This is a genomic window from Staphylococcus sp. AntiMn-1 (genome assembly GCF_001663395.1).
Lineage (GTDB): Bacteria > Bacillota > Bacilli > Staphylococcales > Staphylococcaceae > Staphylococcus > Staphylococcus equorum.
The window spans coordinates 2,563,473-2,590,078 of record NZ_CP012968.1 but is presented as its reverse complement, the minus strand read 5'-3'; the positions used below and the strand labels follow the sequence as shown (position 1 = coordinate 2,590,078).

Annotated in this window: 42 protein-coding genes and 1 pseudogene; 6 read left to right on the top strand and 37 right to left on the bottom strand. The window is 34.6% G+C overall.

What is annotated here, in order from left to right; translation table 11 throughout:
* The first annotated feature begins 83 nt into the window (after window positions 1-83).
* From AOB58_RS12495 to AOB58_RS13855, 4 genes are all read left to right on the top strand, one after another.
* On the top strand, window positions 84-665 hold the full coding sequence (locus AOB58_RS12495) for a replication protein (protein WP_064783531.1): 582 nt from the start codon (window positions 84-86) through the stop codon (window positions 663-665).
* A 1-nt stretch (window position 666) separates the two neighbouring features.
* Window positions 667-849 (top strand): helix-turn-helix domain-containing protein, encoded by a 183-nt coding sequence (locus tag AOB58_RS12490; protein ID WP_064783530.1) that lies wholly within the window; start codon window positions 667-669, stop codon window positions 847-849.
* 83 nt (window positions 850-932) lie between these two features.
* Window positions 933-1,313 carry an Arm DNA-binding domain-containing protein gene (locus AOB58_RS13860; protein ID WP_237283157.1) on the top strand — a complete coding sequence of 127 codons (381 nt, stop codon included), beginning with the start codon at window positions 933-935 and terminating at the stop codon, window positions 1,311-1,313.
* Window positions 1,314-1,333: 20 nt separating this feature from the next.
* On the top strand, window positions 1,334-1,978 hold the full coding sequence (locus AOB58_RS13855; RefSeq protein WP_237283156.1) for a site-specific integrase: 645 nt from the start codon (window positions 1,334-1,336) through the stop codon (window positions 1,976-1,978).
* Window positions 1,979-2,030: 52 nt separating this feature from the next.
* On the opposite strand, the gene rpsI is transcribed toward AOB58_RS13855, so the two are convergent.
* The 35 genes and pseudogenes from rpsI to rpsJ form a co-directional block, all read right to left on the bottom strand.
* On the bottom strand, window positions 2,031-2,423 hold the full coding sequence (gene rpsI, locus AOB58_RS12480; RefSeq protein ID WP_002506992.1) for a 30S ribosomal protein S9: 393 nt from the start codon (window positions 2,421-2,423) through the stop codon (window positions 2,031-2,033).
* 19 nt (window positions 2,424-2,442) lie between these two features.
* On the bottom strand, window positions 2,443-2,880 hold the full coding sequence (rplM, locus tag AOB58_RS12475) for a 50S ribosomal protein L13 (RefSeq protein ID WP_002506991.1): 438 nt from the start codon (window positions 2,878-2,880) through the stop codon (window positions 2,443-2,445).
* 207 nt (window positions 2,881-3,087) lie between these two features.
* The gene (gene truA, locus AOB58_RS12470; protein WP_064783597.1) at window positions 3,088-3,891 is read right to left on the bottom strand and encodes a tRNA pseudouridine(38-40) synthase TruA; all 804 of its coding nucleotides are present in this window, start codon (window positions 3,889-3,891) and stop codon (window positions 3,088-3,090) included.
* Window positions 3,892-3,897: 6 nt separating this feature from the next.
* A complete protein-coding gene (locus AOB58_RS12465; RefSeq protein WP_021338395.1) occupies window positions 3,898-4,704 on the bottom strand; it encodes an energy-coupling factor transporter transmembrane component T family protein in 807 nt (268 codons plus the stop codon).
* The gene (locus AOB58_RS12460) at window positions 4,694-5,557 is read right to left on the bottom strand and encodes an energy-coupling factor transporter ATPase (protein ID WP_002511443.1); all 864 of its coding nucleotides are present in this window, start codon (window positions 5,555-5,557) and stop codon (window positions 4,694-4,696) included. The genes AOB58_RS12465 and AOB58_RS12460 overlap by 11 nt, the downstream gene beginning before the upstream one ends.
* Window positions 5,554-6,363: an energy-coupling factor transporter ATPase gene (locus AOB58_RS12455; RefSeq protein ID WP_064783529.1), complete on the bottom strand. Its 810-nt coding sequence runs from the start codon at window positions 6,361-6,363 to the stop codon at window positions 5,554-5,556. The genes AOB58_RS12460 and AOB58_RS12455 overlap by 4 nt, the downstream gene beginning before the upstream one ends.
* Window positions 6,364-6,982: 619 nt before the next feature.
* A complete protein-coding gene (gene rplQ / locus AOB58_RS12450; RefSeq protein WP_002506986.1) occupies window positions 6,983-7,351 on the bottom strand; it encodes a 50S ribosomal protein L17 in 369 nt (122 codons plus the stop codon).
* Between the two features lie 18 nt (window positions 7,352-7,369).
* Window positions 7,370-8,314, bottom strand: coding sequence for a DNA-directed RNA polymerase subunit alpha (locus AOB58_RS12445; protein ID WP_002506985.1), 945 nt, complete (start codon window positions 8,312-8,314; stop codon window positions 7,370-7,372).
* A 77-nt stretch (window positions 8,315-8,391) separates the two neighbouring features.
* Entirely contained in the window at window positions 8,392-8,781 is a 390-nt protein-coding gene (gene rpsK, locus AOB58_RS12440) for a 30S ribosomal protein S11 (RefSeq protein WP_002506984.1), read from the bottom strand.
* A 23-nt stretch (window positions 8,782-8,804) separates the two neighbouring features.
* Entirely contained in the window at window positions 8,805-9,170 is a 366-nt protein-coding gene (gene rpsM, locus AOB58_RS12435) for a 30S ribosomal protein S13 (RefSeq protein WP_002506983.1), read from the bottom strand.
* 21 nt (window positions 9,171-9,191) lie between these two features.
* A complete protein-coding gene (rpmJ, locus tag AOB58_RS12430; protein ID WP_002482634.1) occupies window positions 9,192-9,305 on the bottom strand; it encodes a 50S ribosomal protein L36 in 114 nt (37 codons plus the stop codon).
* 31 nt (window positions 9,306-9,336) lie between these two features.
* Entirely contained in the window at window positions 9,337-9,555 is a 219-nt protein-coding gene (infA, locus tag AOB58_RS12425; RefSeq protein ID WP_001118443.1) for a translation initiation factor IF-1, read from the bottom strand.
* 171 nt (window positions 9,556-9,726) lie between these two features.
* On the bottom strand, window positions 9,727-10,377 hold the full coding sequence (locus tag AOB58_RS12420) for an adenylate kinase (RefSeq protein ID WP_002506982.1): 651 nt from the start codon (window positions 10,375-10,377) through the stop codon (window positions 9,727-9,729).
* 17 nt (window positions 10,378-10,394) lie between these two features.
* Window positions 10,395-11,687 (bottom strand): preprotein translocase subunit SecY, encoded by a 1,293-nt coding sequence (gene secY / locus AOB58_RS12415; protein WP_002506981.1) that lies wholly within the window; start codon window positions 11,685-11,687, stop codon window positions 10,395-10,397.
* Window positions 11,687-12,127 (bottom strand): 50S ribosomal protein L15, encoded by a 441-nt coding sequence (gene rplO, locus AOB58_RS12410; RefSeq protein ID WP_021338398.1) that lies wholly within the window; start codon window positions 12,125-12,127, stop codon window positions 11,687-11,689. Before rplO ends, secY begins: the two co-directional genes overlap by 1 nt.
* Window positions 12,128-12,143: 16 nt before the next feature.
* On the bottom strand, window positions 12,144-12,323 hold the full coding sequence (gene rpmD / locus AOB58_RS12405) for a 50S ribosomal protein L30 (RefSeq protein ID WP_021338399.1): 180 nt from the start codon (window positions 12,321-12,323) through the stop codon (window positions 12,144-12,146).
* Window positions 12,324-12,339: 16 nt separating this feature from the next.
* Window positions 12,340-12,837 carry a 30S ribosomal protein S5 gene (rpsE, locus tag AOB58_RS12400; RefSeq protein WP_002506978.1) on the bottom strand — a complete coding sequence of 166 codons (498 nt, stop codon included), beginning with the start codon at window positions 12,835-12,837 and terminating at the stop codon, window positions 12,340-12,342.
* Between the two features lie 20 nt (window positions 12,838-12,857).
* The gene (gene rplR / locus AOB58_RS12395; protein WP_002506977.1) at window positions 12,858-13,220 is read right to left on the bottom strand and encodes a 50S ribosomal protein L18; all 363 of its coding nucleotides are present in this window, start codon (window positions 13,218-13,220) and stop codon (window positions 12,858-12,860) included.
* A 31-nt stretch (window positions 13,221-13,251) separates the two neighbouring features.
* Window positions 13,252-13,787: pseudogene (gene rplF, locus AOB58_RS12390) on the bottom strand (50S ribosomal protein L6).
* A gap of 27 nt (window positions 13,788-13,814) precedes the next feature.
* A complete protein-coding gene (gene rpsH / locus AOB58_RS12385) occupies window positions 13,815-14,213 on the bottom strand; it encodes a 30S ribosomal protein S8 (protein ID WP_002506975.1) in 399 nt (132 codons plus the stop codon).
* A gap of 30 nt (window positions 14,214-14,243) precedes the next feature.
* Complete coding sequence (locus tag AOB58_RS12380; RefSeq protein ID WP_002482625.1) at window positions 14,244-14,429, bottom strand: type Z 30S ribosomal protein S14; 186 nt, start codon at window positions 14,427-14,429, stop codon at window positions 14,244-14,246.
* A gap of 21 nt (window positions 14,430-14,450) precedes the next feature.
* Entirely contained in the window at window positions 14,451-14,990 is a 540-nt protein-coding gene (gene rplE / locus AOB58_RS12375; protein ID WP_002506974.1) for a 50S ribosomal protein L5, read from the bottom strand.
* Between the two features lie 25 nt (window positions 14,991-15,015).
* Window positions 15,016-15,333 carry a 50S ribosomal protein L24 gene (gene rplX / locus AOB58_RS12370; protein ID WP_002506973.1) on the bottom strand — a complete coding sequence of 106 codons (318 nt, stop codon included), beginning with the start codon at window positions 15,331-15,333 and terminating at the stop codon, window positions 15,016-15,018.
* A gap of 41 nt (window positions 15,334-15,374) precedes the next feature.
* A complete protein-coding gene (gene rplN / locus AOB58_RS12365; protein ID WP_002506972.1) occupies window positions 15,375-15,743 on the bottom strand; it encodes a 50S ribosomal protein L14 in 369 nt (122 codons plus the stop codon).
* A gap of 30 nt (window positions 15,744-15,773) precedes the next feature.
* Window positions 15,774-16,037 carry a 30S ribosomal protein S17 gene (gene rpsQ / locus AOB58_RS12360; protein ID WP_002506971.1) on the bottom strand — a complete coding sequence of 88 codons (264 nt, stop codon included), beginning with the start codon at window positions 16,035-16,037 and terminating at the stop codon, window positions 15,774-15,776.
* A gap of 26 nt (window positions 16,038-16,063) precedes the next feature.
* Window positions 16,064-16,273, bottom strand: coding sequence for a 50S ribosomal protein L29 (gene rpmC / locus AOB58_RS12355; RefSeq protein WP_002506970.1), 210 nt, complete (start codon window positions 16,271-16,273; stop codon window positions 16,064-16,066).
* The gene (gene rplP, locus AOB58_RS12350; protein WP_021338400.1) at window positions 16,263-16,697 is read right to left on the bottom strand and encodes a 50S ribosomal protein L16; all 435 of its coding nucleotides are present in this window, start codon (window positions 16,695-16,697) and stop codon (window positions 16,263-16,265) included. The genes rpmC and rplP overlap by 11 nt, the downstream gene beginning before the upstream one ends.
* A gap of 2 nt (window positions 16,698-16,699) precedes the next feature.
* The gene (gene rpsC / locus AOB58_RS12345; RefSeq protein ID WP_002506968.1) at window positions 16,700-17,356 is read right to left on the bottom strand and encodes a 30S ribosomal protein S3; all 657 of its coding nucleotides are present in this window, start codon (window positions 17,354-17,356) and stop codon (window positions 16,700-16,702) included.
* Window positions 17,357-17,379: 23 nt separating this feature from the next.
* Window positions 17,380-17,733 (bottom strand): 50S ribosomal protein L22, encoded by a 354-nt coding sequence (rplV, locus tag AOB58_RS12340; protein ID WP_002482617.1) that lies wholly within the window; start codon window positions 17,731-17,733, stop codon window positions 17,380-17,382.
* Between the two features lie 28 nt (window positions 17,734-17,761).
* Window positions 17,762-18,040 (bottom strand): 30S ribosomal protein S19, encoded by a 279-nt coding sequence (gene rpsS, locus AOB58_RS12335; RefSeq protein ID WP_002482616.1) that lies wholly within the window; start codon window positions 18,038-18,040, stop codon window positions 17,762-17,764.
* Between the two features lie 64 nt (window positions 18,041-18,104).
* Window positions 18,105-18,941, bottom strand: coding sequence for a 50S ribosomal protein L2 (gene rplB, locus AOB58_RS12330; protein WP_064783527.1), 837 nt, complete (start codon window positions 18,939-18,941; stop codon window positions 18,105-18,107).
* 28 nt (window positions 18,942-18,969) lie between these two features.
* A complete protein-coding gene (rplW, locus tag AOB58_RS12325; RefSeq protein WP_002506966.1) occupies window positions 18,970-19,245 on the bottom strand; it encodes a 50S ribosomal protein L23 in 276 nt (91 codons plus the stop codon).
* A complete protein-coding gene (gene rplD, locus AOB58_RS12320) occupies window positions 19,245-19,868 on the bottom strand; it encodes a 50S ribosomal protein L4 (protein ID WP_021338402.1) in 624 nt (207 codons plus the stop codon). Before rplD ends, rplW begins: the two co-directional genes overlap by 1 nt.
* A gap of 26 nt (window positions 19,869-19,894) precedes the next feature.
* Window positions 19,895-20,554: a 50S ribosomal protein L3 gene (rplC, locus tag AOB58_RS12315; RefSeq protein ID WP_021338403.1), complete on the bottom strand. Its 660-nt coding sequence runs from the start codon at window positions 20,552-20,554 to the stop codon at window positions 19,895-19,897.
* Window positions 20,555-20,581: 27 nt separating this feature from the next.
* Window positions 20,582-20,890, bottom strand: a complete 309-nt coding sequence (rpsJ, locus tag AOB58_RS12310; RefSeq protein WP_002482611.1) for a 30S ribosomal protein S10 — start codon at window positions 20,888-20,890, stop codon at window positions 20,582-20,584.
* A gap of 359 nt (window positions 20,891-21,249) precedes the next feature.
* Here rpsJ and AOB58_RS12305 point away from each other — a divergent pair, with 359 nt between their 5' ends.
* Window positions 21,250-21,636: a hypothetical protein gene (locus AOB58_RS12305; RefSeq protein WP_002506963.1), complete on the top strand. Its 387-nt coding sequence runs from the start codon at window positions 21,250-21,252 to the stop codon at window positions 21,634-21,636.
* 315 nt (window positions 21,637-21,951) lie between these two features.
* On the opposite strand, the gene AOB58_RS12300 is transcribed toward AOB58_RS12305, so the two are convergent.
* Both AOB58_RS12300 and AOB58_RS12295 read right to left on the bottom strand, forming a co-directional pair.
* The gene (locus tag AOB58_RS12300) at window positions 21,952-23,286 is read right to left on the bottom strand and encodes an NCS2 family permease (protein ID WP_064783526.1); all 1,335 of its coding nucleotides are present in this window, start codon (window positions 23,284-23,286) and stop codon (window positions 21,952-21,954) included.
* Between the two features lie 110 nt (window positions 23,287-23,396).
* Window positions 23,397-25,535, bottom strand: coding sequence for a DNA topoisomerase III (locus AOB58_RS12295; protein WP_021338404.1), 2,139 nt, complete (start codon window positions 25,533-25,535; stop codon window positions 23,397-23,399).
* 122 nt (window positions 25,536-25,657) lie between these two features.
* On the opposite strand from AOB58_RS12295, the gene AOB58_RS12290 reads away from it, so the two are divergent.
* Complete coding sequence (locus AOB58_RS12290) at window positions 25,658-26,527, top strand: GNAT family N-acetyltransferase (RefSeq protein ID WP_002506960.1); 870 nt, start codon at window positions 25,658-25,660, stop codon at window positions 26,525-26,527.
* Window positions 26,528-26,606 lie beyond the last annotated feature (79 nt).

The following is a 26,606-nucleotide window of genomic DNA, read 5'->3' as shown; positions in this document are numbered from 1 at the left end:
GCCAATGTATTTAAATTGAATGGAGTCACTACGACCCCCATTCTATCAATAATCAATAATCAAATTAGAAAGCAGGAATAATTTTGAAAAAAGAAAAACGATCAACTAAATGGGCGTTCCTTATTTACGAAGAAAGTGTACCTGAAAATTACTTAGAAATCTTAGAAAGTATCCATGTCCCGTTTGTTTTAAGTCCATGGCATAACATAGACACCAATTTAAGTACAGGTGAAATTAAGAAATCTCACAAACATGGAGCATTATTTTTTGAATCATTAAAAAGTTATTCACAAGTATCTGAATTAATTAGCGAAAGCTTAAATGGTCCCACTCATGTTGAAATAGTTATGTCTCCAAAAGGAATGTTTGACTATTTTACACACGCTCAAAATCCTGATAAAACACCATATAGTATCGATGATATAGAGTATGGAGCAGGATTTGATATTGATAAATTCCTGTTGGAACAGAACTCAAAGACTTTCATGAATGAGGTAATAGATATTATTGAAATAAATGATTTCACTGAATTTCAAGATCTCGTAAAATTCGCTAGAGATAATAACTACCTTTTACTAGATCTAATAGTTGATAGAACATATTTTTTCGCACGATACTTAGATTCAAGACGACATCATCCAGTTAAAAATAAGGAGGAAAATTAAAATGAACGACTCACCAATCTTATTAACTAGACAACAAGCATCGGAATTGCTTGGAATTGATCCTAAATCGTTTGATAAATACATCCGAAATCATCCTGAATTCAAATCATTTATACTTGGTAAACAAGAAAGATTTGTAAAATCAAAAATTATAGAATTTATTGAAAGTCACTGTTTAGATTAGTCAATTAGTTGAAGTAAATGAAAAATTTATATATCTTTATATAGACTAGTCTATTTTATCATTCAAACAGAAAGGTTGATAAAATGGCAACTATAAAAAAACGAGGAAACTCATATCGTGTAACAATCTCACTATATAAAAAGGGAGTGTATAAAAGAGAAACCAAAACATTTAAAGATAAAAAAGATGCTGAATTATGGGCTCTTGAGATGGAATTAGAAAAAGGTCGTGGAAAAAATATTGCTGATCGTACTACCAAGTTTTCCGATTTCTATAGAAATTGGGTGGAGATAATTAAAAAAGATGAGGTAAGAGAAGCAACATATATCAATTACATGCGAACAACAACAATTATTGAAAAATTCTTTAATGATATACAGCTAAAAAACTTAAATGATATTGTGATACAGCGAAAACTTGATATATATTCCCAGACTCATTCTAAAAAACCACTAAAGAATTAATGTTAAAAATTAAAGGGTCGTTGAAATATGCATATGCCCGTGGTTTAATACCAAATGATTTTGGTCATCTACTTAAGGCAAAAGGAAAAGATACTGAAAAAAAGAACATCCCTCTTTCAATCACTGAATTTAAAAAACTCAGACATTATTGCCTATCAAATCAAGAAGACGAATTTAATGTTTTAGTATTATTAGCACTTGAAACTGGAGCTCGTAGAGGGGAATTATTGGGTATTACAAAAGATGATATTTTTAAGTATGGTATTAAAATACAACGTTCAATAAGCCCTACTAACTCTGACATTAGCTTAAAGACAAAACATTCTAAACGTGATATTACTATTAATAAAGATGTTTATAACGCTTTGCTAAAATTGTCTTCTAAGAAAGCTGATTATATATTCAAAACTGATGGTTTTCATCAAGCCAAACAATTGCATGATTTACTTAATAAGTTGGATATTCAGAAAACAACTTTTCATGGCCTACGAGATACACATGCTTCATTTTTATTCTCTAAAGATATCAGTATAGACTATATATCAAGGCGTCTTGGACATAATTCAGTACTAACTACTCAAAATTATTATCTTGAATTAATGCCAGAAAAAAAGCATCAGCAAGATGCCGATGCTTTAAATCTATTAAATGAATTGTCTCTTTAACACCAACTGACACCATAAAATGACCTTTGATGTTGAATTAATAACAAATCGATTAACGTTTTGAGAACTGTGGTGAACGACGAGCTTTTTTAAGACCTGGTTTTTTACGTTCTTTCATACGAGGATCACGAGTAAGTAATCCAGCGCGTTTTAAAGAACCTCTGTATTCAGGATCTGCTTCTAATAATGCACGAGCAATACCGTGACGGATTGCTTGAGCTTGTCCAGTAAATCCACCGCCGTGAACGTTAACTAAAACATCATAGTTACCTTTAGTTTCTGTAACATCAAACGGTTGGTTTATATCTAAAATTAATGATTCAAATGGTAAGTAGCTACGTACATCGCTGCCGTTAACAGTAATATTACCTTCACCTGGTACTAAACGTACACGTGCTACTGAGTTTTTACGACGGCCTGTGCCTTTATATTCAACTTGTGCCAATGTAATTTCCTCCTTTTAATTAACCACGTAACTCGTAGTTTTCTGGTTGTTGTGCAGCGTGTGGATGTTCAGCGCCACCATATACAAATAATTTTTTACCTTGTTTTTCGCCTAAACGCGTGCTTGGAAGCATACCTTTAATTGAATTTTCAAGTAAACGTTCTGGGTTCTTAGCTTTTAACTCACCAGCAGAAATTGATTTAATTCCGCCTGGGTGGTTTGAGTGACGATAATACATTTTATCTTGTTCTTTGTTACCTGTAAAATGTATTTTTGAAGCGTTGATGATAATCACATAATCACCTGTATCAACGTGTGGTGTATAAGTTGCTTTATTTTTACCGCGTAAAATAGTTGCTACCTCTGATGATAAACGACCAAGTGTTTTATCTTCAGCATCAATAACATACCATTTGCGCTCAATGTTTGATTCATTAGCCATAAATGTTTGACGCATATAATTGTCCTCCTAGAATAAATAAATGTTTCTTGTTTAATAGTTATTACTTTTAAGTTTAGATGTCATTTATTTTGTTAATTTTTTGTTCTTGTTCTACGTGCTTCTATATCTTGTTACACAATAAGATTCCGGGGCTTATCGTGGGTGATATAAAACAATACCGTTAGTAATCGTATAATTTTTAAGCCGTTTTGTCAATCTTATTTAATCATTTTGTGATGATTTTTTTTGATGTATTTTTATATCACTACCAAAGTCATTGATTAACGCTGAAGATGTCAAATAAATCCGCTCTAAATATAATCCTTCAGATGGTGCAGTATACGGAACCTGATTACGATCTTTCATCATTAATAACTCAGGTACCTCTTCAGGATTACGCTTTCCTTTGCCAACTTCTAATAGAAACGCCATAAGCACACGTACCATATTATATAGGAATCCTGAGCCTGTGACAATATAATCCAGACCATTTTCTGTAATTTTAATACGACTTTCATATATCGTGCGCACTTTACTCTCTACTTCTGTTTTTTGTGAACAAAAACCAGTAAAATCATGCGTTCCTACGAATAATTGGGCTGCCCTATTCATTTTTTCAGTATCTAATGAATCAGTAATATATGTTTTTAAACCGCATTGGAAAGGATCCTTGTGCTCTGATTGATAAATTTTATAACGGTAAGACTTTCCGACACAATCATATCTACAATGAAAGTCATCATCGACAATCATTACATCATTCACATAAACATCATCAGGCAAAGCACGATTCATTACGTACTTCCATTGTGGCGGAGCAATGTTCAATTCTGTATCAAAATGAAAATATTGTTCTAACGCGTGTACGCCTTTATCGGTTCTACTACTTGGGTGAATTCGCACATGACGTTTGTGCATTCTTTTAAGTATTTTTTCAAACTGTTGTTGTACTGTTCTACCATTTTGTTGTATTTGAAAACCAAGAAACTGACTTCCTTGGTATGAAATATTTACTAAAACACGCATCATGCATTACACTCCTATATATTTTAAAACAAACAATATCACTGCTATTGGTATTAGTAATATGAGCACTAATACATCTGTCCATCGCCATTGCAACTTACGATAACTCGTACGCTGTTTTTTAGTATCGTAACCTCTTACTTCCATTGCAATAGCTAAGTCTTCTGCCCTTTGAAATGCTGAAATAAACAATGGTATTAATAATGGTATAAATGCTTTAATTCGATTAATCAATCCTCCAGAGCTTATTTCTGAGCCACGAGATTTTTGAGCTAAAATAATTTTATCTAACTCGTTCATCAGTGTTGGTATAAATCTCAACGCTATCGACATCATCATGCTCAATAGATGCACAGGTATCTTAACAAGTTTAAGCGGTGATAATAGTCTTTCAAATGCATCTGTTAAGTCAATTGGACTTGTCGTTAACGTTAATATCGTTGAAATCATAATGATGAACATGAGTCTCAATACAATATAAATACCTTCTAAAATCCCCTGTGTATCGATAGAGATAAATGACATCTCAAATATTCTTGTGCCGCCCTTGGTTAGAAACAAATGCATTAGAAAGGTAAATATGAGAAATATCCATATTGGCGTTAATCCTTTTACTAAAAACCATAATTTAATATGGGCTAACTTCATGAAAGTTAATATTAATAGAAACAACCAAAAATAAGTAGCAAACGAATGTGCAAAAAAGATTAATACAATAAAGAAAAAGGCAAATATCAATTTTGAACGTGGGTCCAAACGATGGATTATTGTATCTAACGGCAGATAGCGGCCTATGATAAACTTATCTCTCATGTTGTTGCCACTCCTTATACATTTCAATAAATTCTGCTTCAGTTAATGCGATTTTATTAAAATAATATTGATGTTTATCTTCAATATCCCTTTGCAGTTTCACAATATTTGGTACATCTAAGTGCATTTGATTCACATAGTTCGTATCACTAAATAATTTACGTGGTGTACATGAATCAATAAGTTTGCCATTGCTCATAATTTTAACTTCATCTACATATTTTGCTACGTCATTCATTTCATGCGTTACAAGGATGATTGTTTTTTGTTGTTCTACTTGAAGTTTTTTTATTAATTCCATGATTTGTTTTCTACTCTTTGGATCAAGGCCTGCAGTAGGTTCATCTAAAATAACAATGTCTGGATCCATTGCCAGTATTGATGTAATTGCGATTTTTCTCATTTGCCCACCTGACATTTGAAAAGGAGACTGCTGCAATATATCCCTGTTAAAACCAAATTCTAATAGTAAACGAAACGCACGTTCTTTTACTTCGTTAAGTGGCATGTTAAAGTTTTGAGGACCAAAAAGAATCTCTCTTTCAACAGAATCTTCGAATAGCTGTGACTCCGGAAATTGAAATACAACACCTACGCGTTTACGTACTTGCTTTAAAAACTTATCTTTAGTCTTATGGGTGATTGTTATATCATCTACTTCTAACGCACCACTAGTTGGCTTTAAAAGGCCATTGAAATGTTGAATCAATGTTGATTTGCCAGAACCAGTTTGTCCTATTACAGCATAGTATTTTCCTTGTTCAAATGACGTGACAATGTCTTCCAACGCAAGATACTCAAAGGGTGTGCCATTTTGATATACATAACTAACTTGGTTAAAATGAACCGTCATAATTTTCTTACCAACCCTTCATGAGTTACGTAATCAGTAACGCCTAATAACTGCTGATGCATCCGCATTGAAAATGGAAGATCTAAACCAATCTTTGTGAGTTCATTACCATCACTAAAAATTTCTTCTGGTAAGCCCGATTGATGTACAGTACCTTCATTTAACACCACTACATGGTCGGCCTCTACTGCTTCTGACAAATCATGTGTAATAGAAATAATCGTAACATCTTTATCGTCTTTTAAACGATGAATCAATGAAAGTAACTCATTTCTACCAGCAGGGTCTAACATAGAAGTAGCTTCGTCTAATATAATGATATCTGTATCCAAAGCAAGGACTCCTGCAATTGCAACACGTTGCTTTTGGCCTCCTGAGAGAGACTGGGGTTCGTATTTAGCTCTATCTAACATTTCTACGTCAGCTAATGCTTCAGGCACAATACTCTGCATGCTTTCATATGTTACGCCATTATTTTCTAAACCAAATGCAACATCATACTCCACTGTAGACCCTACAAATTGATTTTCAGGATTTTGGAACACAATGCCAATGTGCTGTCTTAAATAACTCAAATTATCTTCTTGAACTAATCTATTAAGCAAATAAATATCACCATCAAATGGTGATTCTATGCCTATCATTAGTTTAGCAATAGTAGATTTACCTGAACCATTATGTCCTACAATTGATGTCCATTGTCCTTTTGGAATCTCAAAAGATACGTCATTTAACGCAAATCGTTCATCACTATTATATTTAAATGAAACATGATTAAATGTAATAATATTATCTCGCGTGTCCACATCAATTGCCTCCCAAAATTTATAATCATCATTGTTGTATACTTATCCTATTTTACATGAAACTTTCTAAAGAAGCACTAGTAAAGTCTAAAGAAACACTGCTATAAATAAGTACTTTAAAACTTTTATAAAATAACTCTTTTGACATTTGCGCATTAGTGTAAGTGTTCATACCTTGCTAATGGGAGTGGGACAGAAATCTAATTTTTCTAACAAGATTTCGTCGCATGAGCCAAGTCCCGCTAAAGCGGACTAGAAAATGGCATACAAGCGTTGAAGCTCTTGAATAAGAACTACTGCTCTTCATAAATGAAGTAGTTCTTTAAAAGTTTAATATAATCACATTTTCAGTCCAGTCAGGCACTGCCAATATAATAATTGAGGATGAGACATGTATTTTGTCCCAACCTCTTGATTTTCAAATGCATAAGGCCCCTCAATTCTGTATGAATTGTGGAGGCCTTATAAATAAAAAAAGCGCGCACCCCATCATATTTTTGAGTTCACGCTTTAAAGTTTATTAAGTTTGATGGGGTACTCTGAGCTAGACAATATTTGTATGTGGCAAACATTATCGTTGCACTCATTTGCTTTATACATAGTAGTACGTATATTTAAATTAAACTAATTCGATAATTACTGATTCAGCTCCGTCACCGCGACGAGGGCCTACTTTAAGAATACGAGTGTAACCGCCTTGACGTTCTGTATAACGTTCAGCAACTTCACCGAATAATTTTTGTAGTGCAGTTTGAATTGATTCATCATCATTTAAGATTTCTACATTGCGTAAAGTTTTAGCAGCTTGACGACGAGAAGCTAAATCTCCTTTTTTACCTAAAGTGATTAATTTTTCAACAACACTACGTAGTTCTTTTGCACGTGCTTCTGTAGTTTCAACACGTTCACTAACGATAAGTGATGTAGCTAAATCGCGTAACATAGCTTTACGTTGATCAGAAGTACGACCTAATTTTCTGTAACCCATGAGTTAACCTCCTTTATATTAATCTTCTTTTCTTAATCCTAAACCTAAATCTTCAAGTTTGTATTTAACTTCTTCTAAAGATTTACGACCTAAATTACGGACTTTCATCATGTCAGCTTCTGATTTATCAGCTAACTCTTGGACAGAGTTGATACCTGCGCGTTTTAAACAGTTGTAAGAACGTACAGATAAATCTAATTCTTCAATTGACATTTCAAGAACTTTTTCTTTTTGATCTTCTTCTTTTTCAATCATGATTTCAGCATTTTGTGCTTCATCAGTTAATCCAACAAAGATATTCAAATGTTCAGTTAAGATTTTTGCAGCTAATGAAACAGACTCTTGTGGCGTTATAGAACCATTAGTCCAAACATCTAACGTTAATTTATCAAAATCACTACTTTGACCTACGCGCGTGTTTTCTACAGTATAGTTAACACGTTCTACAGGTGAATATAATGAATCAACTGGAATTACACCAATTGGTAAATCACTAGTGTTATTTTGTTCTGCTAATGCGTAGCCTCTACCTTTATTAGCAACTAGACGGATTTTTAAATGTCCACCTTTAGAAACTGTTGCAATTTTAATCTCAGGATTCAGTATCTCTACATCACTATCATGAGTAATGTCACTTGCAGTTACTTCGCCTTCATCTTTAACATCGATTTCCAAAGTTTTTTCTTCTTCAGAATAGATTTTTAATGCTAGCTTTTTGATGTTCATAATAATTGCAGAAACATCTTCAACAACATTATCTATAGCTGAGAATTCATGTAATACGCCTTCGATTTCAATGTATTTAACGGCAGCACCTGGTAATGAAGATAGTAGGATACGACGTAAGGAGTTTCCTAGTGTAGTACCGTAGCCACGTTCTAGTGGTTCAACAACGAACTTACCGAATTTAGCATCATCACTAATTTCAATTGTTTCAATTCTAGGTTTTTCGATTTCAATCATTTACAAATATCCTCCTTGATTACGTCGACTTGATTTGTACTGTAATTTCTCAGTGACCTGCGACAATAACAATAAAATTATACGCGACGACGTTTTGGTGGACGACAACCATTATGTGGAACTGGAGTAACGTCACGGATTGCAGTTACATCTAATCCAGCTGATTGTAATGCACGGATAGCTGATTCACGACCAGGACCTGGGCCTTTTACAGTGACTTCAACAGATTTCAAACCATGTTCCATAGCTGATTTAGCAGCAGTTTCTGATGCCATTTGAGCTGCGAATGGAGTTGATTTTTTTGATCCTTTGAATCCAAGTGCACCTGCTGATGACCATGATAACGCATTACCAAATTCATCAGTAATTGTTACGATTGTATTATTGAATGTTGAACGGATGTGAGCCACACCATTTTCAATATTCTTTTTCACTCTACGTTTACGAGATACTTGTTTACGTGCCATTTAAATTTTGCCTCCTTTACCTATTATTTTTTCTTGTTAGCTACAGTTTTAACTGGGCCTTTACGAGTACGAGCATTGTTCTTAGTCTTTTGTCCGCGTACTGGTAAGCCACGACGGTGACGGATACCACGGTATGATGAGATTTCCATTAAACGTTTAATGTTTAAGTTTTGCTCACGACGTAAGTCACCTTCTACTTTATAGCTATCTACTACTTCACGGATACGACCTAATTCATCATCAGTTAATTCGTTAACGCGTGTGTCTGGTGAAACGTTAGCTTCTTCAGCAATTTTATTAGCTGTAGTAGTACCGATACCATATACATAAGTTAATGAAATAACAATACGTTTTTCACGTGGAATATCTACTCCTGCAATACGTGCCATAATTATTTACACCTCTCTTTATTAGCCTTGTCTTTGTTTATGTTTTGGGTTGCTACAAATTACCATTACTTTACCTTTACGTTTAATGACTTTACATTTTTCGCAAATTGGTTTTACTGATGGTCTTACTTTCATTTTAATACCTCCCTATATTATGGAGTGACGATTATTTATAACGATACGTAATTCTTCCGCGCGTTAAATCGTACGGAGACATTTCTACAGTTACTTTGTCGCCAGGCAGAATACGAATATAATTCATTCTGATTTTACCACTTACGTGAGCTAAAATCTCATGACCATTTTCTAATTCTACTTTAAACATTGCATTTGGTAAAGTATCTAACACAGTACCTTCTAATTCAATAACATCTTGTTTAGCCATTTATTAACTTCCCCTTTTTGCAATAGTTGGTTATCGTCAACAATCAACTCTAACCATACGAGTCTATAAGTGTTGTTAATAAGTTTAACAAAATTAAAATGAATTACTATATCGCATTGTCACTCTTATTCAATTATACTTTCGACATTCCATAGACCGTACAAGTTGATATTATTTTAAGTTTTCTAAGATATCGATAACGTCTTCAGTTACGACTTTAATATCTCTTGAACCATCAATGTTTTTTAATACTTTTTTATTATCATAGAATTCTAAGATAGGTTTAGACTGTTTAACATTGACATTTAAACGATTTGCAACTGTTTCTGGGTTGTCATCTTCACGTTGGTATAATTTACCACCATCAAGATCACAAATACCTTCAACTTTAGGAGGATTGAATACAAGATGATAAGTTGTTCCGCATTTTTCGCAAATTCTACGACCAGTTAGGCGGTTCATTAATTCTTCTTCAGCTACCTCTATATTGATAACAGCATCAATTTTTCTATCTAATTCTTGCATAATTTCATTTAATGCTTCAGCTTGTTCAATAGTACGAGGAAAGCCATCTAGTAAGAATCCTTTTTTTGCATCGTCTTCAGAAATTCTATCTTTAACGATGCCCACAGTTACTTCATCAGGGACTAATTCTCCACGATCCATGAATGATTTAGCTTCTTTGCCTAAATCTGTTCCATCTTTAATCGCTTTTCTGAACATGTCTCCAGTAGATATGTGTGGAATTGGGAATTTCTTTACAATTTCACTCGCTTGAGTTCCTTTACCTGCACCAGGTAAACCCATTAAAATGATATTCATAAGTGCCCTCCTACAATTTATCTACCACCAAAGCCTCTATAATCTTTCTGAGTCACTTGAGCTTCAAGACTCTTCATTGTTTCTATTGCTACACCAATTACGATAAGTAAGCTGGTACCACCAAGCTGAATAGATTGAGGTAAGCTCATTACTTTAGTAGCAATGATTGGCAGAATCGCAATTACAGCTAAGAATATTGACCCTACAAATGTTAAACGATAGAGAACTCCAGTAATATATTTTTTTGTTTGTTCACCAGGTCTAATACCTGGAACATAACTTCCTTGTTTCTTGAGATTATCTGACATCTTTCCAGGATTGACTTGAACAAATGCATAGAAGTATGTGAATGCAATGATAAGCACCACATAAACAATCATACCGATATTACTCGATGGATTTGCCACGTCTGAAATCTTCTGCGCCCAACTAGCGTCAGGGAAGAACAATGTTAATGTTCTAGGTAACAAGAAGAATGCCATTGCAAAGATAACGGGGATAACCCCAGCAGCGTTAACTTTCAAAGGTAAATATGTTGCTTGTGAACCTAATCGTTGTGTTGATTGCTTTTTCGCATATTGAATTGGAATTTTACGAATAGCTTGTAATACAAATATTGCACCAACTGTTAATAATACCATTCCGATGATTAACCCTAGTACTTTCAACCATGCCATTGTAGTATCATCTTGACCTACGAAAGACTGTTGATAGAACTGAATTAATGATGAAGGTAGTGATGATAAAATACCACCAAAGATGATAATCGAAATACCATTACCAACACCGAATTGAGTGATTTGATCACCCATCCAAATTAAGAATGCTGTACCTGCTGTTAATACAACAGCTATTAATAAATAACTAAGGATTGATTGATCAATGATCAATTGACCCTTTAGATAATTATTAAATTGGAACGCCATCCCAATTGACTGGATAAAGGCAAGAACAATAGCAAAATAACGTGTGATGTTAGTAAGTTTTTTTCTACCTGCATCACCTTGTTTTGCCCACTCAGAAAACTTCGGAACAATATCCATTTGTAATAGCTGCATCACAATTGATGCAGTAATGTAAGGCATTATACCCATGGCAAAGATTGAGAAATTCTGCAAGGCTCCGCCACCAAATGTATTTAACAAATCAGTGACACCTTGAGATCCTTGTCTACTGTCAAAAGCAGCTGGATTTACGCCAGGTGCTGGAATATAAGTACCTATTTTAAAAATAACTAACATTGCGAGAGTAAAAAAGATCTTGTTACGAACTTCTTTAGTTTTAAAGAAGCTCACAAGCGTTTGAAACATTAGATCACCTCGTGTGCTCCGCCTTTTGCATCAATAGCATCTACTGCAGACGCAGAGAATTTGTTAGCTTTCACAGTTAACTTTTTGTCTAGTGAACCTTTACCTAGTACTTTAATACCAGATTTTTCGTTCTTAACTACACCAGATTCTACTAATAAAGCAGGAGTTACTTCAGTACCATCCTCAAATTTATTAAGTTGGTCTAAGTTAACAATAGCATATTCCTTACGGTTAATGTTAGTAAAACCTCGTTTTGGTAAACGACGGAATAATGGTAATTGACCACCTTCGAAACCTGGTCTTACACTACCACCTGAACGTGCTTTTTGACCTTTTTGTCCACGACCACTAGTTTTACCGTTACCAGTAGCTGCACCACGTCCAACACGGTTACGTACTTTACGAGAACCTTCTGACGGTTTTAGCTCATGTAATTTCATTTCGGCACCTCCTTAATTATTTTTCTTCTACTGTCACTAAGTGACTGATTTTGTTGATTTGCCCACGAATAGCAGGGTTATCTTCAACAACTACTGAAGAGTTCGTTTTTTTTAAACCTAGAGCTTCAACAGTTTTACGTTGTGTTTCTGGACGACCTATAACACTACGAGTGAGGGTAATTTGTACTTTAGCCATAACTTATTTTCCCTCCTTAATTGTATAATTCTTCTACTGATTTACCGCGTAATTTCGCAACTTCTTCAGCATTTTTAAGGTTTTTTAATCCATTAATTGTTGCACGAACCATGTTGATTGGTGTATTTGATCCTAAAGATTTACTTAAGATATCAGTGATACCAGCTAATTCTAATACCGCACGAACAGGGCCACCTGCAATAACACCAGTACCTGGTGCTGCTGGTTTCATTAAAACATTACCTGAACTGAAACGACCATTAATAATGTGAGGTGTTGTACCTTCAACACGTGGAACAACTACTAAGTCTTTCTTAGCTGCTTCTACTGCTTTTTTGATTGCTTCTGGCACTTCTTGTGCTTTACCAGTACCGAATCCAACGCGACCGTTTTTATCTCCAACCACTACTAAAGCAGTGAAACGGAAACGACGACCACCTTTTACAACTTTAGCAACACGGTTAATTGTAACAACGCGTTCTTCAAATTCTTTCACTTCTTCTCTACGAGCCATGTAAATGTCCCTCCTTCAAATTAAAATTCTAATCCATTTTCACGAGCTGCATCTGCTAAGGCTTTAACACGGCCATGGTATAAATATCCTCCACGGTCAAAAACAATTGTTTTAATACCTTTATCGCTAGCTCTTTTAGCTACAGTTTCGCCGACTTTAGCTGAAAGTTCAACTTTTGAACCTGTTTCATTTGCTAAGTCTTTTTCTTGTGTTGATGCTTGTGCTAATGTTTTGCCATTAACATCATCGATAACTTGTGCGTAAATATGCTTGTTTGAACGATAGATGTTTAAACGTGGTTTTTCAGCTGTGCCTGACAATTTATTACGGACACGAGCATGTCTTTTCAAACGCACTTGGTTTTTATCAATTTTGCTGATCATTTTATTACTCCTTTCTTCTGAAAGTTATTTATTATTTACCAGTTTTACCTTCTTTACGGCGAACGAATTCTCCTTGATAGCGAATTCCTTTACCTTTATACGGTTCTGGTGGTCTTGTTGCACGAATGTTTGAAGCGATAGCGCCAACTGCTTCTTTAGAAATACCAGTTACTGTAACTTTAGTATTTTTTTCAACAGCGAAACTAACACCATTATCAGCTTTAATTTCAACTGGGTGTGAATAGCCAACATTAAGGATTAAGTCTTCACCTTGCATTTGAGCACGGTAACCTACACCTACTAGTTCTAATGTTTTTTGGTATCCTTCTTTAACACCGATGATCATATTATTAATTAAAGTACGAGTTGTACCATGTACTGTTTTATCATCTTTAGAATCAGATGGTCTCACAACTTCTAAAGTACTTTCATCTTGTTTATATGTCATTCTTTCATCCATAGTTTTAAACAATTCACCTTTAGGACCTTTAACAGTTACTGTATTGCCTTCAATAGTTACTGTTACGTCACTAGGGATGTCAATAATTTTTTACCAACACGACTCATGTTATCGCACCTCCTTGTTATTTATTATTACCAAACGTAACCTAGGATTTCTCCGCCGATATTACGTTTTCTTGCTTCTTTATCAGTGATAACACCTTCTGAAGTAGAAACTAATGCAATGCCAAGACCGTTAAGTACTTTAGGTACTTCGTTAGCTTTAGCATAAACACGTAAACCTGGTTTAGAAATACGTTTTAATCCAGTGATAACACGTTCATTGTTTTGACCATATTTAAGGAATAAACGGATAACCCCTTGTTTATCGTCTTCAACAAATTCTACGTTTTTAATGAAACCTTCACTTTTTAAAATTTCAGCAATTTCTTTTTTAATGTTTGAAGCAGGTAATTCTAATTTATCGTGACGCACCATGTTGGCGTTTCTTACACGAGTTAGCATATCTGCAATTGGATCGTTGATTGTCATTGATTGTTGCCTCCTTTCAGACTTTTTATATTACCAGCTAGCTTTACGAACGCCAGGGATTTGGCCTTTATAAGCTAATTCACGGAAACAAATACGGCATAATTTGAATTTACGATATACGGAATGTGGACGACCACAGCGTTCACAACGAGTATATTCACGTACTTGGAACTTTTGTTTTTTTTGTTGCTTAGCAACCATTGAAGTTTTAGCCACTTAATTAGCCTCCTTTAGAGATTATTTTTGAAATGGCATACCGAATTGTGTTAACAATTCACGAGCTTCCTCGTCAGTGTTAGCAGTTGTTACGATAACGATATCCATTCCTCGTATTTTACTTACTCGGTCATAGTCGATTTCAGGGAAAATTAATTGTTCTTTAATACCTAAAGTGTAGTTACCTCTGCCATCAAATGCAGATTTAGATACACCACGGAAGTCACGTACACGAGGTAGTGATACAGAAATTAATTTATCTAAAAAGTCATACATTCTTTCGCCACGTAAAGTTGTTTTAGCACCAATTGGCATACCTTCACGTAAACGGAATGTTGCAACAGATTTTTTAGCTTTTGTGATTAATGGTTTTTGACCAGTGATAGCTTGTAATTCCTCTACAGCATCATCTAATACTTTAGTATTTTGTACAGCGTCACCGACACCCATATTTACTACGATTTTATCAATTTGCGGCACTTCCATTACTGAACTATAGTTAAAATGTTTCACTAAGTTTTGAGTAACTTCAGAGTTGAATTTTTCTTTTAAACGGTTCACAGTGGATCCTCCTTTCAATTAGTTATTAATTATTAGTTTTGATTTCTTCGCCTGATTTTTTAGCGATACGAACTTTTTTGCCATCTTCGAATTTATAACCTACGCGTGTTGGTTCATTCGTTTTAGGATCTAATAATTGTACGTTAGAAACATGGATTGCTGCCTCTGTTTCTAAGATTCCACCTTCAGGATTAAATTGAGTTGGTTTTTGGTGCTTTTTGATTGTATTGACACCTTCCACAACGACACGGTCTTTTTTAGGTTCAGTTGCAACAACTTTACCTTCTTTACCTTTGTCTTTACCTGCGATAACTTTTACGTTGTCACCTTTTTTGATATGCATGTGTGGCACCTCCTTAAATTTATATATTTATAAATGTATTATTAAAGTACTTCTGGAGCTAATGATACAATTTTCATGAAGTTGCCTTCACGTAATTCACGTGCAACAGGTCCAAAGATACGAGTACCGCGTGGGCCTTTATCGTCGCGAATAATGACACATGCATTTTCATCAAATTTGATGTATGAACCATCGTTACGACGTACGCCTGATTTAGTACGTACGATAACAGCTTTAACTACTTCACCTTTTTTGACAACGCCACCTGGTGTAGCATTTTTAACACTTACTACGATAACGTCACCAATATTCGCTGTTTTACGACCAGATCCACCTAATACTTTAATTGTAAGAACTTCACGTGCACCAGAGTTATCTGCTACTTTTAATCGTGTTTCTTGTTGGATCATGAGTTAAACCTCCTTTATCTTCACTATTTATTAAATAATAACTGATTCTTCAACAATTTCTACCAAACGGAAACGTTTAGTTGCTGATAAAGGACGTGTTTCTTGTATTTTAACTGTGTCCCCTAATTTAGCTGAGTTGTTTTCATCATGAGTTTTGTATTTTTTAGAGTATTTTACTCGTTTACCATATAATTTGTGCATTTTGTATGTTTCAACAAGTACAGTTACAGTTTTATCCATTTTATCGGAAACGACTCTACCTACATAAACCTTACGATCATTTCTTTCGCTCACTATAGTAACCTCCTCTTTAAATTAAATTATTGATTAGCTTTACCTTGTTCAATTTCTCTTTCACGAACAACAGTTTTTAGACGTGCAATCGTTTTTCTTACCGTGCGAATACGTGCAGTTTCTTCTAATTGACCTGTTGCTAACTGAAAGCGTAGGTTAAAAAGCTCTTCTTTTGAAGATTTAATTTGTTCTTCGATTTCTGAAGTGGTTAAGTCTCTAATTTCCTTAGCTTTCATTTGTTTCACCACCCAATTCTTCACGTTTTACAAACTTAGTTTTCACTGGAAGTTTGTGACTAGCTAAACGTAATGCTTCGCGCGCAACTTCTTCGTCAACGCCTGCGATTTCAAATAAAATTCTACCTGGTTTTGCTACTGCAATCCAGCCTTCAACCGCACCTTTACCAGCACCCATACGTACTTCTAAAGGTTTTTTAGTGTAAGGTGTATGTGGGAAGATTTTAATCCAAACTTTCCCGCCACGCTTCATGAAACGTGTCATTGCAATACGAGCTGATTCGATTTGACGAGATGTTATCCAAGAAGTTGTAGTTGCTTGTAAACCATACTCACCAAATGTTACATAGTTACCGCCTTTAGAACGACCAGTTGTTTTAGGACGATGTTGGCGACGATATTTTACACGTTTTGGTAGTAACATTATTATTTTCCTCCTTCACTAGTGTTCTTAGTAGCAGGAAGAACTTCTCCACGATAAATCCATACTTTGACACCTAATTTACCGTAAGTAGTGTCAGCTTCTGCATGTGCGTAACTAATGTCGGCACGTAGTGTATGAAGTGGAACAGTTCCTTCTGAATATTGCTCAATACGAGCGATGTCAGCTCCGCCTAAACGACCTGAAACTTGTGTTTTGATACCTTTAGCGCCATTTTTCATAGCTCTAGTAATAGCTTGTTTTTGTACACGACGGAACGATGCACGATTTTCTAATTGTACTGCAATATTTTCAGCAACAAGTTTAGCATCTAAATCAATTTTCTTGATTTCAATAACATTGATATGAACTTTTTTGCTTGTTAATGAGTTCAATTTATTACGTAATTTTTCAATTTCTGAACCGCCTTTACCGATTACCATACCTGGTTTACCAGTATGAATAGCGATGTTGATACGGTTAGCAGCACGCTCAATTTCAACTTGAGAAACTGATGCTTCTTTTAATGCGTTATCAATATACTTACGGATTTTTAAATCTTCGTGTAATAATGATGCGAAGTCTTTTTCTGCATACCATTTAGCTTCCCAATCACGGATGATACCAACACGAAGTCCGATTGGATTAATTTTTTGACCCACAGTGTTCCCTCCTTAAAAGATTATTAAGCTTCTTTAGCTTCTTCTTTACCGTCACTTACGACGATTGTAATGTGGCTTGTACGTTTGTTGATCGCACTTGCACGGCCTTGTGCACGTGGACGGAAACGTTTTAATGTTGGTCCTTCATTAGCATAAGCTTCTTTAACTATTAACTCATCAGTGTTCATGTCATAGTTATGTTCAGCATTTGCTAAAGCGGACATTAATAATTTTTCAACTACTGGTGATGAAGCTTTGTTTTTTAATTTTAAAATCGCTATAGCTTCACCAGCGCTCTTGCCTCTAATTAGATCTAATACTAATCTAACTTTACGAGGTGCGATTCTTATTGTTTTAGCAACCGCTTTTGCTTCCATTCGAATTTCCTCCTCTACTTGTTAGAAGTTATCTTCTAGTTTTTTTGTCATCTGCTGCATGACCTTTAAAAGTACGTGTTGGTGCGAATTCTCCTAATTTATGACCAACCATATCTTCAGTTACGAATACAGGTACGTGTTTACGTCCATCATATACTGCGAATGTATGTCCGATAAAATCAGGGAAAATAGTTGAACGACGTGACCAAGTTTTGATTACTTGTTTTTTCTCGCTTCCGCTTTGAGCCTCAACTTTTTTCTTTAGATGATCGTCAGCAAAAGGTCCTTTTTTAATACTACGAGCCATAGTGGCGCCTCCCTTCTTATTGTGAGCGTGCAGCAATCATGCCGCACACGCAAATAAGTCATTTTTATTTTTTCTTCTTACGTCCACGAACGATAAGTTTGTCTGAAGATTTTTTACCACGACGAGTTTTCTTACCAAGCGTAGGTTTACCCCAAGGTGACATTGGAGATGGCATACCGATAGGTGCACGTCCTTCACCACCACCGTGTGGGTGATCGTTAGGGTTCATTACAGAACCACGAACTGTTGGGCGTTTGCCTTTCCATCTAGAACGTCCTGCTTTACCAACGTTAACAAGTTCATGTTGGATGTTACCAACTTGACCAATAGTAGCACGGCAAGTTGAAAGAATCATACGTACTTCACCAGATCTTAATCTGATTAAAACATATTTACCTTCTTTACCAAGTACTTGTGCACTAGCACCAGCTGAACGAGCGATTTGCCCACCTTTACCAGGTTTCAACTCGATGTTGTGTACTACTGTACCTACTGGGATGTTAATTAATGGTAATGCATTACCTAATTTGATATCTGCATTTTCACCGTTTTCCAATACTTGACCTACTTTAAGGTTTTTTGGAGCGATGATATAGCGTTTTTCACCATCAGCATAAACTAATAATGCAATGTTTGCTGAACGGTTTGGATCATATTGTATTGAATCAACTTTAGCGTTGATGCCGTCTTTATTACGTTTGAAATCAATAACACGGTATTGACGTTTATGTCCTCCACCGCGATGGCGAACTGTCAATTTACCTTGGTTATTTCGTCCCGCTCTTTTCGGTAGCGGTTGTAATAATGATTTTTCTGGAGTTGTTTCAGTGATTTCTGAGAAATCATAACCAGTCATATTACGACGACCATTAGTAATTGGCTTATATTTTTTTAGAGCCATTGTCGTTTACCTCCTTATTGGTAATGTTTTAGTTGAATAGATCGATTGATCCTTCTTTTAATTTTACAATTGCTACGCGTCTTTTGTTTGTATAGCCTTGGTAACGGCCCATACGTTTTTTCTTTGGTTTGTAGTTGATGATGTTTACATTTGCAACTTTTACGTCAAAGATTTCTTCAACAGCGATTTTAACTTGTGTTTTATTAGCACGAGTATCAACGTCGAATGTGTATTTGTCTTCTGCCATAGCGACAGATGATTTTTCAGTGATTACGGGGCGCTTAAGAACGTCTCTTGCTTCCATTATCCTAGCACCTCCTCAACTTTTTTAGCAGCTGATTCTGTAATTACTACACTGTCAGCGCTTGTGATATCTAGAACATTTAAACCTTGAGCTGTAGTAACTTGTACACCAGGAATGTTACGAGCAGATAATGCTACGTTTACATCTTCTGATTCAGTAACTACTAATACTTTTTTAGGTTGTTCTAAATTTGAAAGTACAGCTTTGAACTCTTTAGTTTTTGGAGCTTCTAAGTTTAATGTATCAACAACAGTTAAACCTTTTTCTTGTACTTTATAAGATAATGCTGAGCGTAATGCTAAACGACGCATTTTCTTAGGCATTTTGTATGAGTAGCTTCTTGGTGTTGGTCCGAATACGATACCACCACCACGCCATTGTGGAGCACGGATTGTACCTTGACGCGCACGTCCTGTACCTTTTTGTCTCCATGGTTTAGCCCCGCCGCCTCGTACTGCTGAACGGTTCTTAACAGCGTGTGTACCTTGGCGTAATGAAGCACGTTGTAAATTAATTGCTTCAAAAAGAACACTATTGTTTGGTTCGATTGCAAATACTGCATCGTTTAATTCAACTGAACCTGATTTAGTTCCATCTACTTTTAATACATCATAATTTGCCATTATGCATATCCTCCTTTCATTCTATATTATTTATTACCTTTGATTGATGAAGTGATTTCTAAGAAACCTTTTTTAGGTCCAGGTACATTACCTTTAACTAAAATTACATTGTTTTCAGTATCAACTTGAACTACTTCTAAGTTTTGAACTGTTACTGTGTCTCCACCCATACGTCCAGGCATTTTTTGTCCTTTAAAGACTTTTGAAGCATCTGATGCCATACCTATTGAACCAGGTGATCTATGGAAATGAGAACCATGTGACATTGGACCACGTGCTTGATTATGACGTTTAATGGCACCTTGGAAACCTTTACCTTTAGATACGCCTGTTACATCAATTACGTCTCCAGCTTCAAATGTATTAACTGAGACTTCTTGACCTACTTCGTATTCATCAACATTAACGTTTTTGAATTCACGAATGAAGCGCTTAGGTGCTGTGCCTGCTTTTTTAGCATGGCCTTCAGCTGGTTTGTTAGCATATTTGCTCGTTTTGCTACCTTTTTTATAAGCTCGTTTATCTTCGTAGCCTACTTGTATTGCGTTGTAACCATCAATCTCTTCAGATTTCTTTTGTAATACAACGTTTTGGCTTGCTTCTACTACTGTTACTGGGATTAAATCACCGTTTTCTCCGAAAACTTGTGTCATCCCGATTTTTCTTCCTAAGATTCCTTTGGTCATCGAAAGTCCACCTCCTAAATTTTTCTATTATAATTTGATTTCGATGTCTACGCCAGATGGTAAGTTTAAGCCCATAAGAGCATCAACTGTTTTTGGTGTAGGGTTAACAATATCGATTAAACGTTTATGTGTACGTTGTTCGAACTGTTCACGTGAATCTTTGTACTTATGCACGGCACGAATTACAGTATAAACTGATCTTTCAGTCGGTAACGGAATTGGTCCAGATACATCTGCACCAGAACGTTTTGCTGTTTCAACAATTTTTTCTGCTGATTGATCGATTACGCGGTGATCATAAGCTTTTAATCTGATTCTGATTTTTTGTTTTGCCATAATTTTCCCTCCTTATTCGTCTACATTTAAGTGATAGACTTCTCCACGAAAACTATCTCACACAGCGCCATGGCAAAGCGGCCGGGTGTGTCAGTAACCTTTCGCTTCATCGCGTGTTCTTAAAGTCCAACATTAGATATGTTACATGAAAAGCAGTGATTAATCAAGCTTTTCTGCAAAAGTTTTTATACTTTTTGTCTAACACATACTTTGTTATTGTACTTGAATACGCTAATCACTTCAACCTTTTTTGAAATCTTTTTGAAAATCTTTTTAAATCTCTACAATTGATTATTACTTATTATTATTTAAATCCATTGGTTTGTTTTATAATAGTAGATATTAGGTGGTGATTTGATATGAAAAGCGGTATTCGTACTACGCTTATAATTTTGAGTTTTATACTCCTTATAGGAGAGTTTGTTTATGGTATTCCGTTTCTTGGTGGTAGCATTATTCTTAGTTTTGGTTGGCAACCATTGCTCATTAACGCCCTATTATACCTTGTAACTATGATAATACTTATTGTAGATAAACAAAACTCAATTAAACCAATGATGGTTATTCCATTATTAGGTCTTATCGGTTCATTCATTGCATTTTTACCTTTCATAGGTATGGTTGTGCATTGGATTTTATTCTTTTTAATGCTTTTCTTTATATTCGTACTCTTTTCAACTCCTCTGTATGTAGCTAACAAAAATGCAAAAGTAGTATATACAGAATATAGAGAAACTCATAAGTAATTAGTCTTTCTTTTTAAATTTGTTTTATAAGTTCTGTTAGTTAGGATTAACTATTTTTCATCGAGCGTATATTGTATGAGTCTTTGTTTGGTTAAATCATACCAATCAGGTAAATTCCTTCTTTATGTAAAGCATGAATTTTATTACCTTTTCTAAAATTGCTATTATAATGAAGAAACTTGTTTTTACTTCTTGTATAATATAGATTTGATGTATAATACTACCTACGAATTCTAAACAATTCCAAATTGATTATTTATAAAATATAAAAGCACATTGTTGTGTCACTTTGACGTTCAACAATGTGCTTTTAATTTATCCGTGAACAAACACGAAATAGAGAATAAATAATACCATTAAGCCATACATAATAGGATGTATTTCTTTATGTCTTTTAGAGATTAACATTGTAATTGGATAGAATATAAACCCGCAAGCAATACCTGTCGCAATTGAATATGATAACGGCATCATAATAATTGTAACAAAAGCCGGTACTGCAACTTCAAATTTCTTCCAATCTATTTCTGCAAAGTTTGAAGCCATTAAGACACCAACTACAACTAATGCAGGTGTAGTAACTGCACTCGTCACTACTTCCATAAGTGGACTAAAGAATATCGCTAATAAGAAACAAAAACCTGTTACTACACTTGCAAATCCTGTCCTAGCTCCGACAGCAACACCTGATGTTGATTCAATATATGTAGTCGTTGTTGTGGTACCAAAAATTGAACCTACGATTGTTGCTAATGAATCTGAGAAAAGTGCACGTCCAGCTCTTGGAAGTTTGTTATCTTTCATCATACCAGCTTGACTAGCTACTGCTACTAAAGTTCCTGCTGTGTCAAAGAAATCTATGAATAAGAATGTTAGGATAACAATTAGAAATTGAACAGTAAATAATTGTGATGGATCTTTAAAGGCTTCAAAAGCTGCACCGAAAGTTGGTTCAATACTTGGAATTTGACCTACAATGCCACTCGGCGTATGTATAAGACCAGTAATCATACCAAGAATAGACGTAAGCATCATACCAATAAATATTGCTCCTGGCACTCTAACCGCATAGAGTATAACAGTGATAATAATACCAAATATAGTTAAGAGTACAGGACCCTCAGTAATTTGCCCCAATGTAACTAACGTAGAATCATTGGAAACAATAATACCAGAACTTTGTAACCCTACAAAGGTGATAAATAACCCGATCCCAGCAGAAACTGCCATTTTCATCTGGAAAGGAATTGCGTTTATGATTATTTCCCGTAGCCCCGTCATAGTGAGGACTGCAAATACTAAACCAGAAAATAGTACTCCAGTTAAACCGACTTCCCAAGGAATGCCCATAGTTAATACAACAGTAAATGCAAAGAATGCATTTAAGCCCATACCAGGTGCTAAAGCAATCGGATATCGTGCGATTAGCCCCATAAATAGTGAGCCAACAAAAGCTGCAAGTGCTGTGGCAACGAAAATAGCACCTTGATCCATTTTCATATCGTCAGACACGCCATCAACGCCTGCTAAACTAAGTACTTGAGGGTTAACAGCTAAAATGTATGCCATAGATAAGAAAGTCGTTAGCCCACCAAGTATCTCTTTCTTATAGCTTGTTCCATGTTTATCAAACTTGAAATACTTTTTCACAGTTAGTTCTCCTTTTTTTAAAATACCTTCATATTTTAATATCAAATTAACTATTTTACAATAGCAAACACGAACTTTGTTAAATTATATATTTCGTTTGTTCGATTATTTTAGAATTTAAGGTCTTTTAGCGCGTCTTGGAATGGGTTATTCTCTATACCTTCATCTTTATTCATGTATTTTTTCATATCTTTTTTATTTATTTTATCTGACTTTTTATTTTTATGTCGTTTATCCATTTGAGCCTGACTTTCAGTATGACCACAAACACAGCGATAAACGGCATCCTTCCCTCTTCCAAATAATGTCATTTTTTTATGACAATTAGGACAGCGTGCGTTAGTTTTTCTTTGAACATTCTTTTTCGTTTTACACGTTGGATCCTGACAAACTAACATTTGTCCATTTTTCGTTTTAACTTTAATCATAAATTTGCCGCAAGTTGGACACTCAGTAGTAGTTAAATTGTCATGCTTATACCTTTGTTCACTTTCCTTAATTTCAGATACAACGTCGTTAGTAAATTGTTTCATCTCTGATATAAACTGTTTCACATCATATTTGCCTTGTTCAATGAGTGAAAGTTTTTCTTCCCATTCTGCTGTCAATAATGGAGAAGTAAGTTTTTTTGGTGCTAATTCTAAAATTTGTTTTCCTTTAGAAGTTACTTTTATTTTGCCATCACGTGCTTCAATCGCATTCATATTAAATAATTTTTCTATGATATCTGCTCTAGTTGCTACAGTACCTATACCACCCGTTTCTTTTAATGTGTCATTATGTTTTTTATCATCTAACGCAAAGAATTTCTGAGGGCTTTCCATCGCTTTGAGTAAAGTTCCTTCATTAAAATACGCTGGAGGTGTTGTTTCATGTTGGTCTATGTTCACGCGAGTGATTTTAAGTGTTGCGCCTTTTTGCATTTGAGTAATTTGTTCATTTGTTTTTTCTTGTGTATCATAGGCTGCTTTAAATCCTAATTTTGTAGTGATTTTATCTTTAAAAGTAAATTTATATCTACCAACACTTAATTCTATAGAAACTGCTTCGTATTCATGAGGTGGCATTAGATTTTCTAAGTATCTTTGAGCAATCATCATGTATATTTTTGATTCTCGTTGGCTTAATTGATTCATATCAGGACGTACTTCTGTTGGTATAATAGCGTGATGATCTGATACTTTACTATTATTTACAAATCTTTGTTTAGCAGAAAATGATTGTGACATTTGTCCTTTTGCAATGTCTTTTAAAGTGGTAGCCATAATTGCTTGCAAACGGTCTTTAAGCGTATCTACCATGTCATCAGTTAAATAATTTGAATCTGTACGAGGATACGTCACAAGTTTATGTCTTTCATATAATGCTTGTAGTGTATTTAATGTCTCTTTAGGTCCTAAGTGATAACGTTTATAAGCTTCTTGTTGTAAGTCAGTTAAACTAAACAATTGCTGTGGGTATGATTTTTTATGACTTTTAGTTATTGTTTCAATCGTTGCCACTTGTCCTTCAATTTCCTTCTTGATATCTTCAAAAATTGTTTTATCTGGATGTGATTGAGGTTTAATACACTGAAAATTAAGACCACCTGCATTCAATTTCATCGTGAAATAAGTTTGTGGTTTGAATTGATTAATCTCATTTTGTCTCATTTGTACTAATTGTATTGTAGGAGTTTGCACACGGCCAAGTGACAATTGAGCGTCATATTTAGTTGTCAACGCACGTGTAGCATTGATACCAACAATCCAATCTGCTTCACTACGTGCTAATGCAGCGTGATATAAATTGTCATATTTACGACCATCTTGTAATTTATTAAAACCATCTTTAATTGCTTTATTTGTTACAGAACTAATCCATAATCGTTTAATTGGTTTATGATTATGTGCTTTATCTAATATTAATCGCGCTACTAGTTCTCCCTCTCTACCAGCATCTGTGGCAATGATGATGTCTTTAACATTATTGTTCTTAATTAAAGATTGAACTGTTGAAAATTGTTTTCTTGTCTTACTTATAACAACAGTTTTCATTTTATTTGGTATAATAGGTAAAACATCAAGTTTCCATTCTTTATAATTATTATCATACTGTTCTGGCGTAGCATTCGTTACTAAATGTCCTAACGCCCAAGTGACAATATATTTATTATTTTCAAAGTAGCCATTGCGCTTTTCATTAACATTCAAAGTATTTGCAATGTCTCTACCTACTGAAGGTTTTTCAGCTATAATTAGTGATTTCATAATTTCGCCCTTTCAATTTCAATATAATATTTATTGTAACATGTATATAGCACATCGAAACTTCCATTTATTTCAAAAAGTTCCTATAATTAACTTAAATAGTTTACAGACGGAGGTATTTTATGAAAACTATCAAATTAAACGACTATGACCAGATAGAGCAATTTATAATTAACGCAGATTATCGCTCAGCTTCTTATTTATACAAATTACCACCAGCACATAAAAACATTACAACTAACATAAAACAACTGATTGAAGATCCAGGCGTCTATGCACAAATAAATGATCAAGACCAAATCATTATGCTAATTTCAGCCTTTCAATATGAACAAAATAAATATAAAGTTCTTGGTCCTTTCGTGAATAAATCAGTTTCACCATCAGTTTCAGCTTTTCAAGACTTATTTGAAACCTTAGCACAAAGCAAATCTGAGTCTACAAGTTTCAACTTTTCTTTTGAAGAAACAGAACAAAATTATTTAGATTTTATGAAAACTATCCAATCTTCTTATAGTTTTACAGATTATTATTTAGTAGCATCACAAGATATTGGTGAAATTGAGCATGCACAAAACATCACTGAATATCAGCCAGCTTACTATCGTTTATTTAGTAAATTGCACGAACACACATTTAAACATGATGTAATGACTGCAGATGAAATTGTTGAATCACTAGATGAGCATCATCGCCTATTTATCTTTATGTCTGAGGGACTACTGAAAGGTTATCTCTACCTTCAAATTTTCGAAAATAGTCATAAGGCAGAAATTAAATATTTTTCTTCACACTCTGATTATAGACTTAAAGGCATAGCATTTGATTTACTATCACACGCTATACACATCGCGTTTACTAATCACGATATAGAAAAAGTTTTTTTCAAAATACGTAGTAAAAACACGACACTCGTTGAACGTTTTAATGAGCTAGGTTTTAATATCAATTATGAATATAAAAAATTTAAATACGTCGCTGCTCATATTTAATTCGTTATACCTTTATAAGCTTAAAATTTGGAATCCAACCAAATTTTAAGCTTATTTTAATTATTCTTATTAAAAATAC

Excerpts from the sequence above, each read along its gene's own strand:
- AOB58_RS12490 (WP_064783530.1), top strand. The coding sequence starts at position 667 with ATGAACGACTCACCAATCTTATTAACTAGACAACAAGCATCGGAATTG.
- AOB58_RS13860 (WP_237283157.1), top strand. The coding sequence starts at position 933 with ATGGCAACTATAAAAAAACGAGGAAACTCATATCGTGTAACAATCTCA.
- rplM (WP_002506991.1), bottom strand. The coding sequence starts at position 2,880 with ATGCGTCAAACATTTATGGCTAATGAATCAAACATTGAGCGCAAATGG.
- truA (WP_064783597.1), bottom strand. The coding sequence starts at position 3,891 with ATGCGTGTTTTAGTAAATATTTCATACCAAGGAAGTCAGTTTCTTGGT.
- AOB58_RS12465 (WP_021338395.1), bottom strand. The coding sequence starts at position 4,704 with ATGAGAGATAAGTTTATCATAGGCCGCTATCTGCCGTTAGATACAATA.
- AOB58_RS12460 (WP_002511443.1), bottom strand. The coding sequence starts at position 5,557 with ATGACGGTTCATTTTAACCAAGTTAGTTATGTATATCAAAATGGCACA.
- rplQ (WP_002506986.1), bottom strand. The coding sequence starts at position 7,351 with ATGGGTTACAGAAAATTAGGTCGTACTTCTGATCAACGTAAAGCTATG.
- AOB58_RS12445 (WP_002506985.1), bottom strand. The coding sequence starts at position 8,314 with ATGATTGAAATCGAAAAACCTAGAATTGAAACAATTGAAATTAGTGAT.
- rpsK (WP_002506984.1), bottom strand. The coding sequence starts at position 8,781 with ATGGCACGTAAACAAGTATCTCGTAAACGTAGAGTGAAAAAGAATATT.
- rpsM (WP_002506983.1), bottom strand. The coding sequence starts at position 9,170 with ATGGCACGTATTGCAGGAGTAGATATTCCACGTGAAAAACGTATTGTT.
- rpmJ (WP_002482634.1), bottom strand. The coding sequence starts at position 9,305 with ATGAAAGTAAGACCATCAGTAAAACCAATTTGCGAAAAATGTAAAGTC.
- infA (WP_001118443.1), bottom strand. The coding sequence starts at position 9,555 with ATGGCTAAACAAGATGTTATTGAATTAGAAGGTACTGTGTTAGATACT.
- AOB58_RS12420 (WP_002506982.1), bottom strand. The coding sequence starts at position 10,377 with ATGAATATCATTTTAATGGGTTTACCTGGTGCAGGTAAAGGAACTCAA.
- secY (WP_002506981.1), bottom strand. The coding sequence starts at position 11,687 with ATGTTTCAAACGCTTGTGAGCTTCTTTAAAACTAAAGAAGTTCGTAAC.
- rplO (WP_021338398.1), bottom strand. The coding sequence starts at position 12,127 with ATGAAATTACATGAGCTAAAACCGTCAGAAGGTTCTCGTAAAGTACGT.
- rpmD (WP_021338399.1), bottom strand. The coding sequence starts at position 12,323 with ATGGCTAAAGTACAAATTACCCTCACTCGTAGTGTTATAGGTCGTCCA.
- rpsE (WP_002506978.1), bottom strand. The coding sequence starts at position 12,837 with ATGGCTCGTAGAGAAGAAGTGAAAGAATTTGAAGAACGCGTTGTTACA.
- rplR (WP_002506977.1), bottom strand. The coding sequence starts at position 13,220 with ATGATCAGCAAAATTGATAAAAACCAAGTGCGTTTGAAAAGACATGCT.
- rpsH (WP_002506975.1), bottom strand. The coding sequence starts at position 14,213 with ATGACAATCAACGATCCAATTGCAGATATGCTAACTCGTGTAAGAAAC.
- rplX (WP_002506973.1), bottom strand. The coding sequence starts at position 15,333 with ATGCATATCAAAAAAGGTGACAACGTAAAAGTTATCGCAGGTAAAGAC.
- rplN (WP_002506972.1), bottom strand. The coding sequence starts at position 15,743 with ATGATCCAACAAGAAACACGATTAAAAGTAGCAGATAACTCTGGTGCA.
- rpmC (WP_002506970.1), bottom strand. The coding sequence starts at position 16,273 with ATGAAAGCTAAGGAAATTAGAGACTTAACCACTTCAGAAATCGAAGAA.
- rplP (WP_021338400.1), bottom strand. The coding sequence starts at position 16,697 with ATGTTACTACCAAAACGTGTAAAATATCGTCGCCAACATCGTCCTAAA.
- rplV (WP_002482617.1), bottom strand. The coding sequence starts at position 17,733 with ATGGAAGCAAAAGCGGTTGCTAAAACAATAAGAATCGCACCTCGTAAA.
- rpsS (WP_002482616.1), bottom strand. The coding sequence starts at position 18,040 with ATGGCTCGTAGTATTAAAAAAGGACCTTTTGCTGACGATCATCTAAAG.
- rplB (WP_064783527.1), bottom strand. The coding sequence starts at position 18,941 with ATGGCTCTAAAAAAATATAAGCCAATTACTAATGGTCGTCGTAATATG.
- rplW (WP_002506966.1), bottom strand. The coding sequence starts at position 19,245 with ATGGAAGCAAGAGACGTTCTTAAGCGCCCCGTAATCACTGAAAAATCA.
- rplD (WP_021338402.1), bottom strand. The coding sequence starts at position 19,868 with ATGGCAAATTATGATGTATTAAAAGTAGATGGAACTAAATCAGGTTCA.
- rplC (WP_021338403.1), bottom strand. The coding sequence starts at position 20,554 with ATGACCAAAGGAATCTTAGGAAGAAAAATCGGGATGACACAAGTTTTC.
- rpsJ (WP_002482611.1), bottom strand. The coding sequence starts at position 20,890 with ATGGCAAAACAAAAAATCAGAATCAGATTAAAAGCTTATGATCACCGC.
- AOB58_RS12305 (WP_002506963.1), top strand. The coding sequence starts at position 21,250 with ATGAAAAGCGGTATTCGTACTACGCTTATAATTTTGAGTTTTATACTC.
- AOB58_RS12295 (WP_021338404.1), bottom strand. The coding sequence starts at position 25,535 with ATGAAATCACTAATTATAGCTGAAAAACCTTCAGTAGGTAGAGACATT.
- AOB58_RS12290 (WP_002506960.1), top strand. The coding sequence starts at position 25,658 with ATGAAAACTATCAAATTAAACGACTATGACCAGATAGAGCAATTTATA.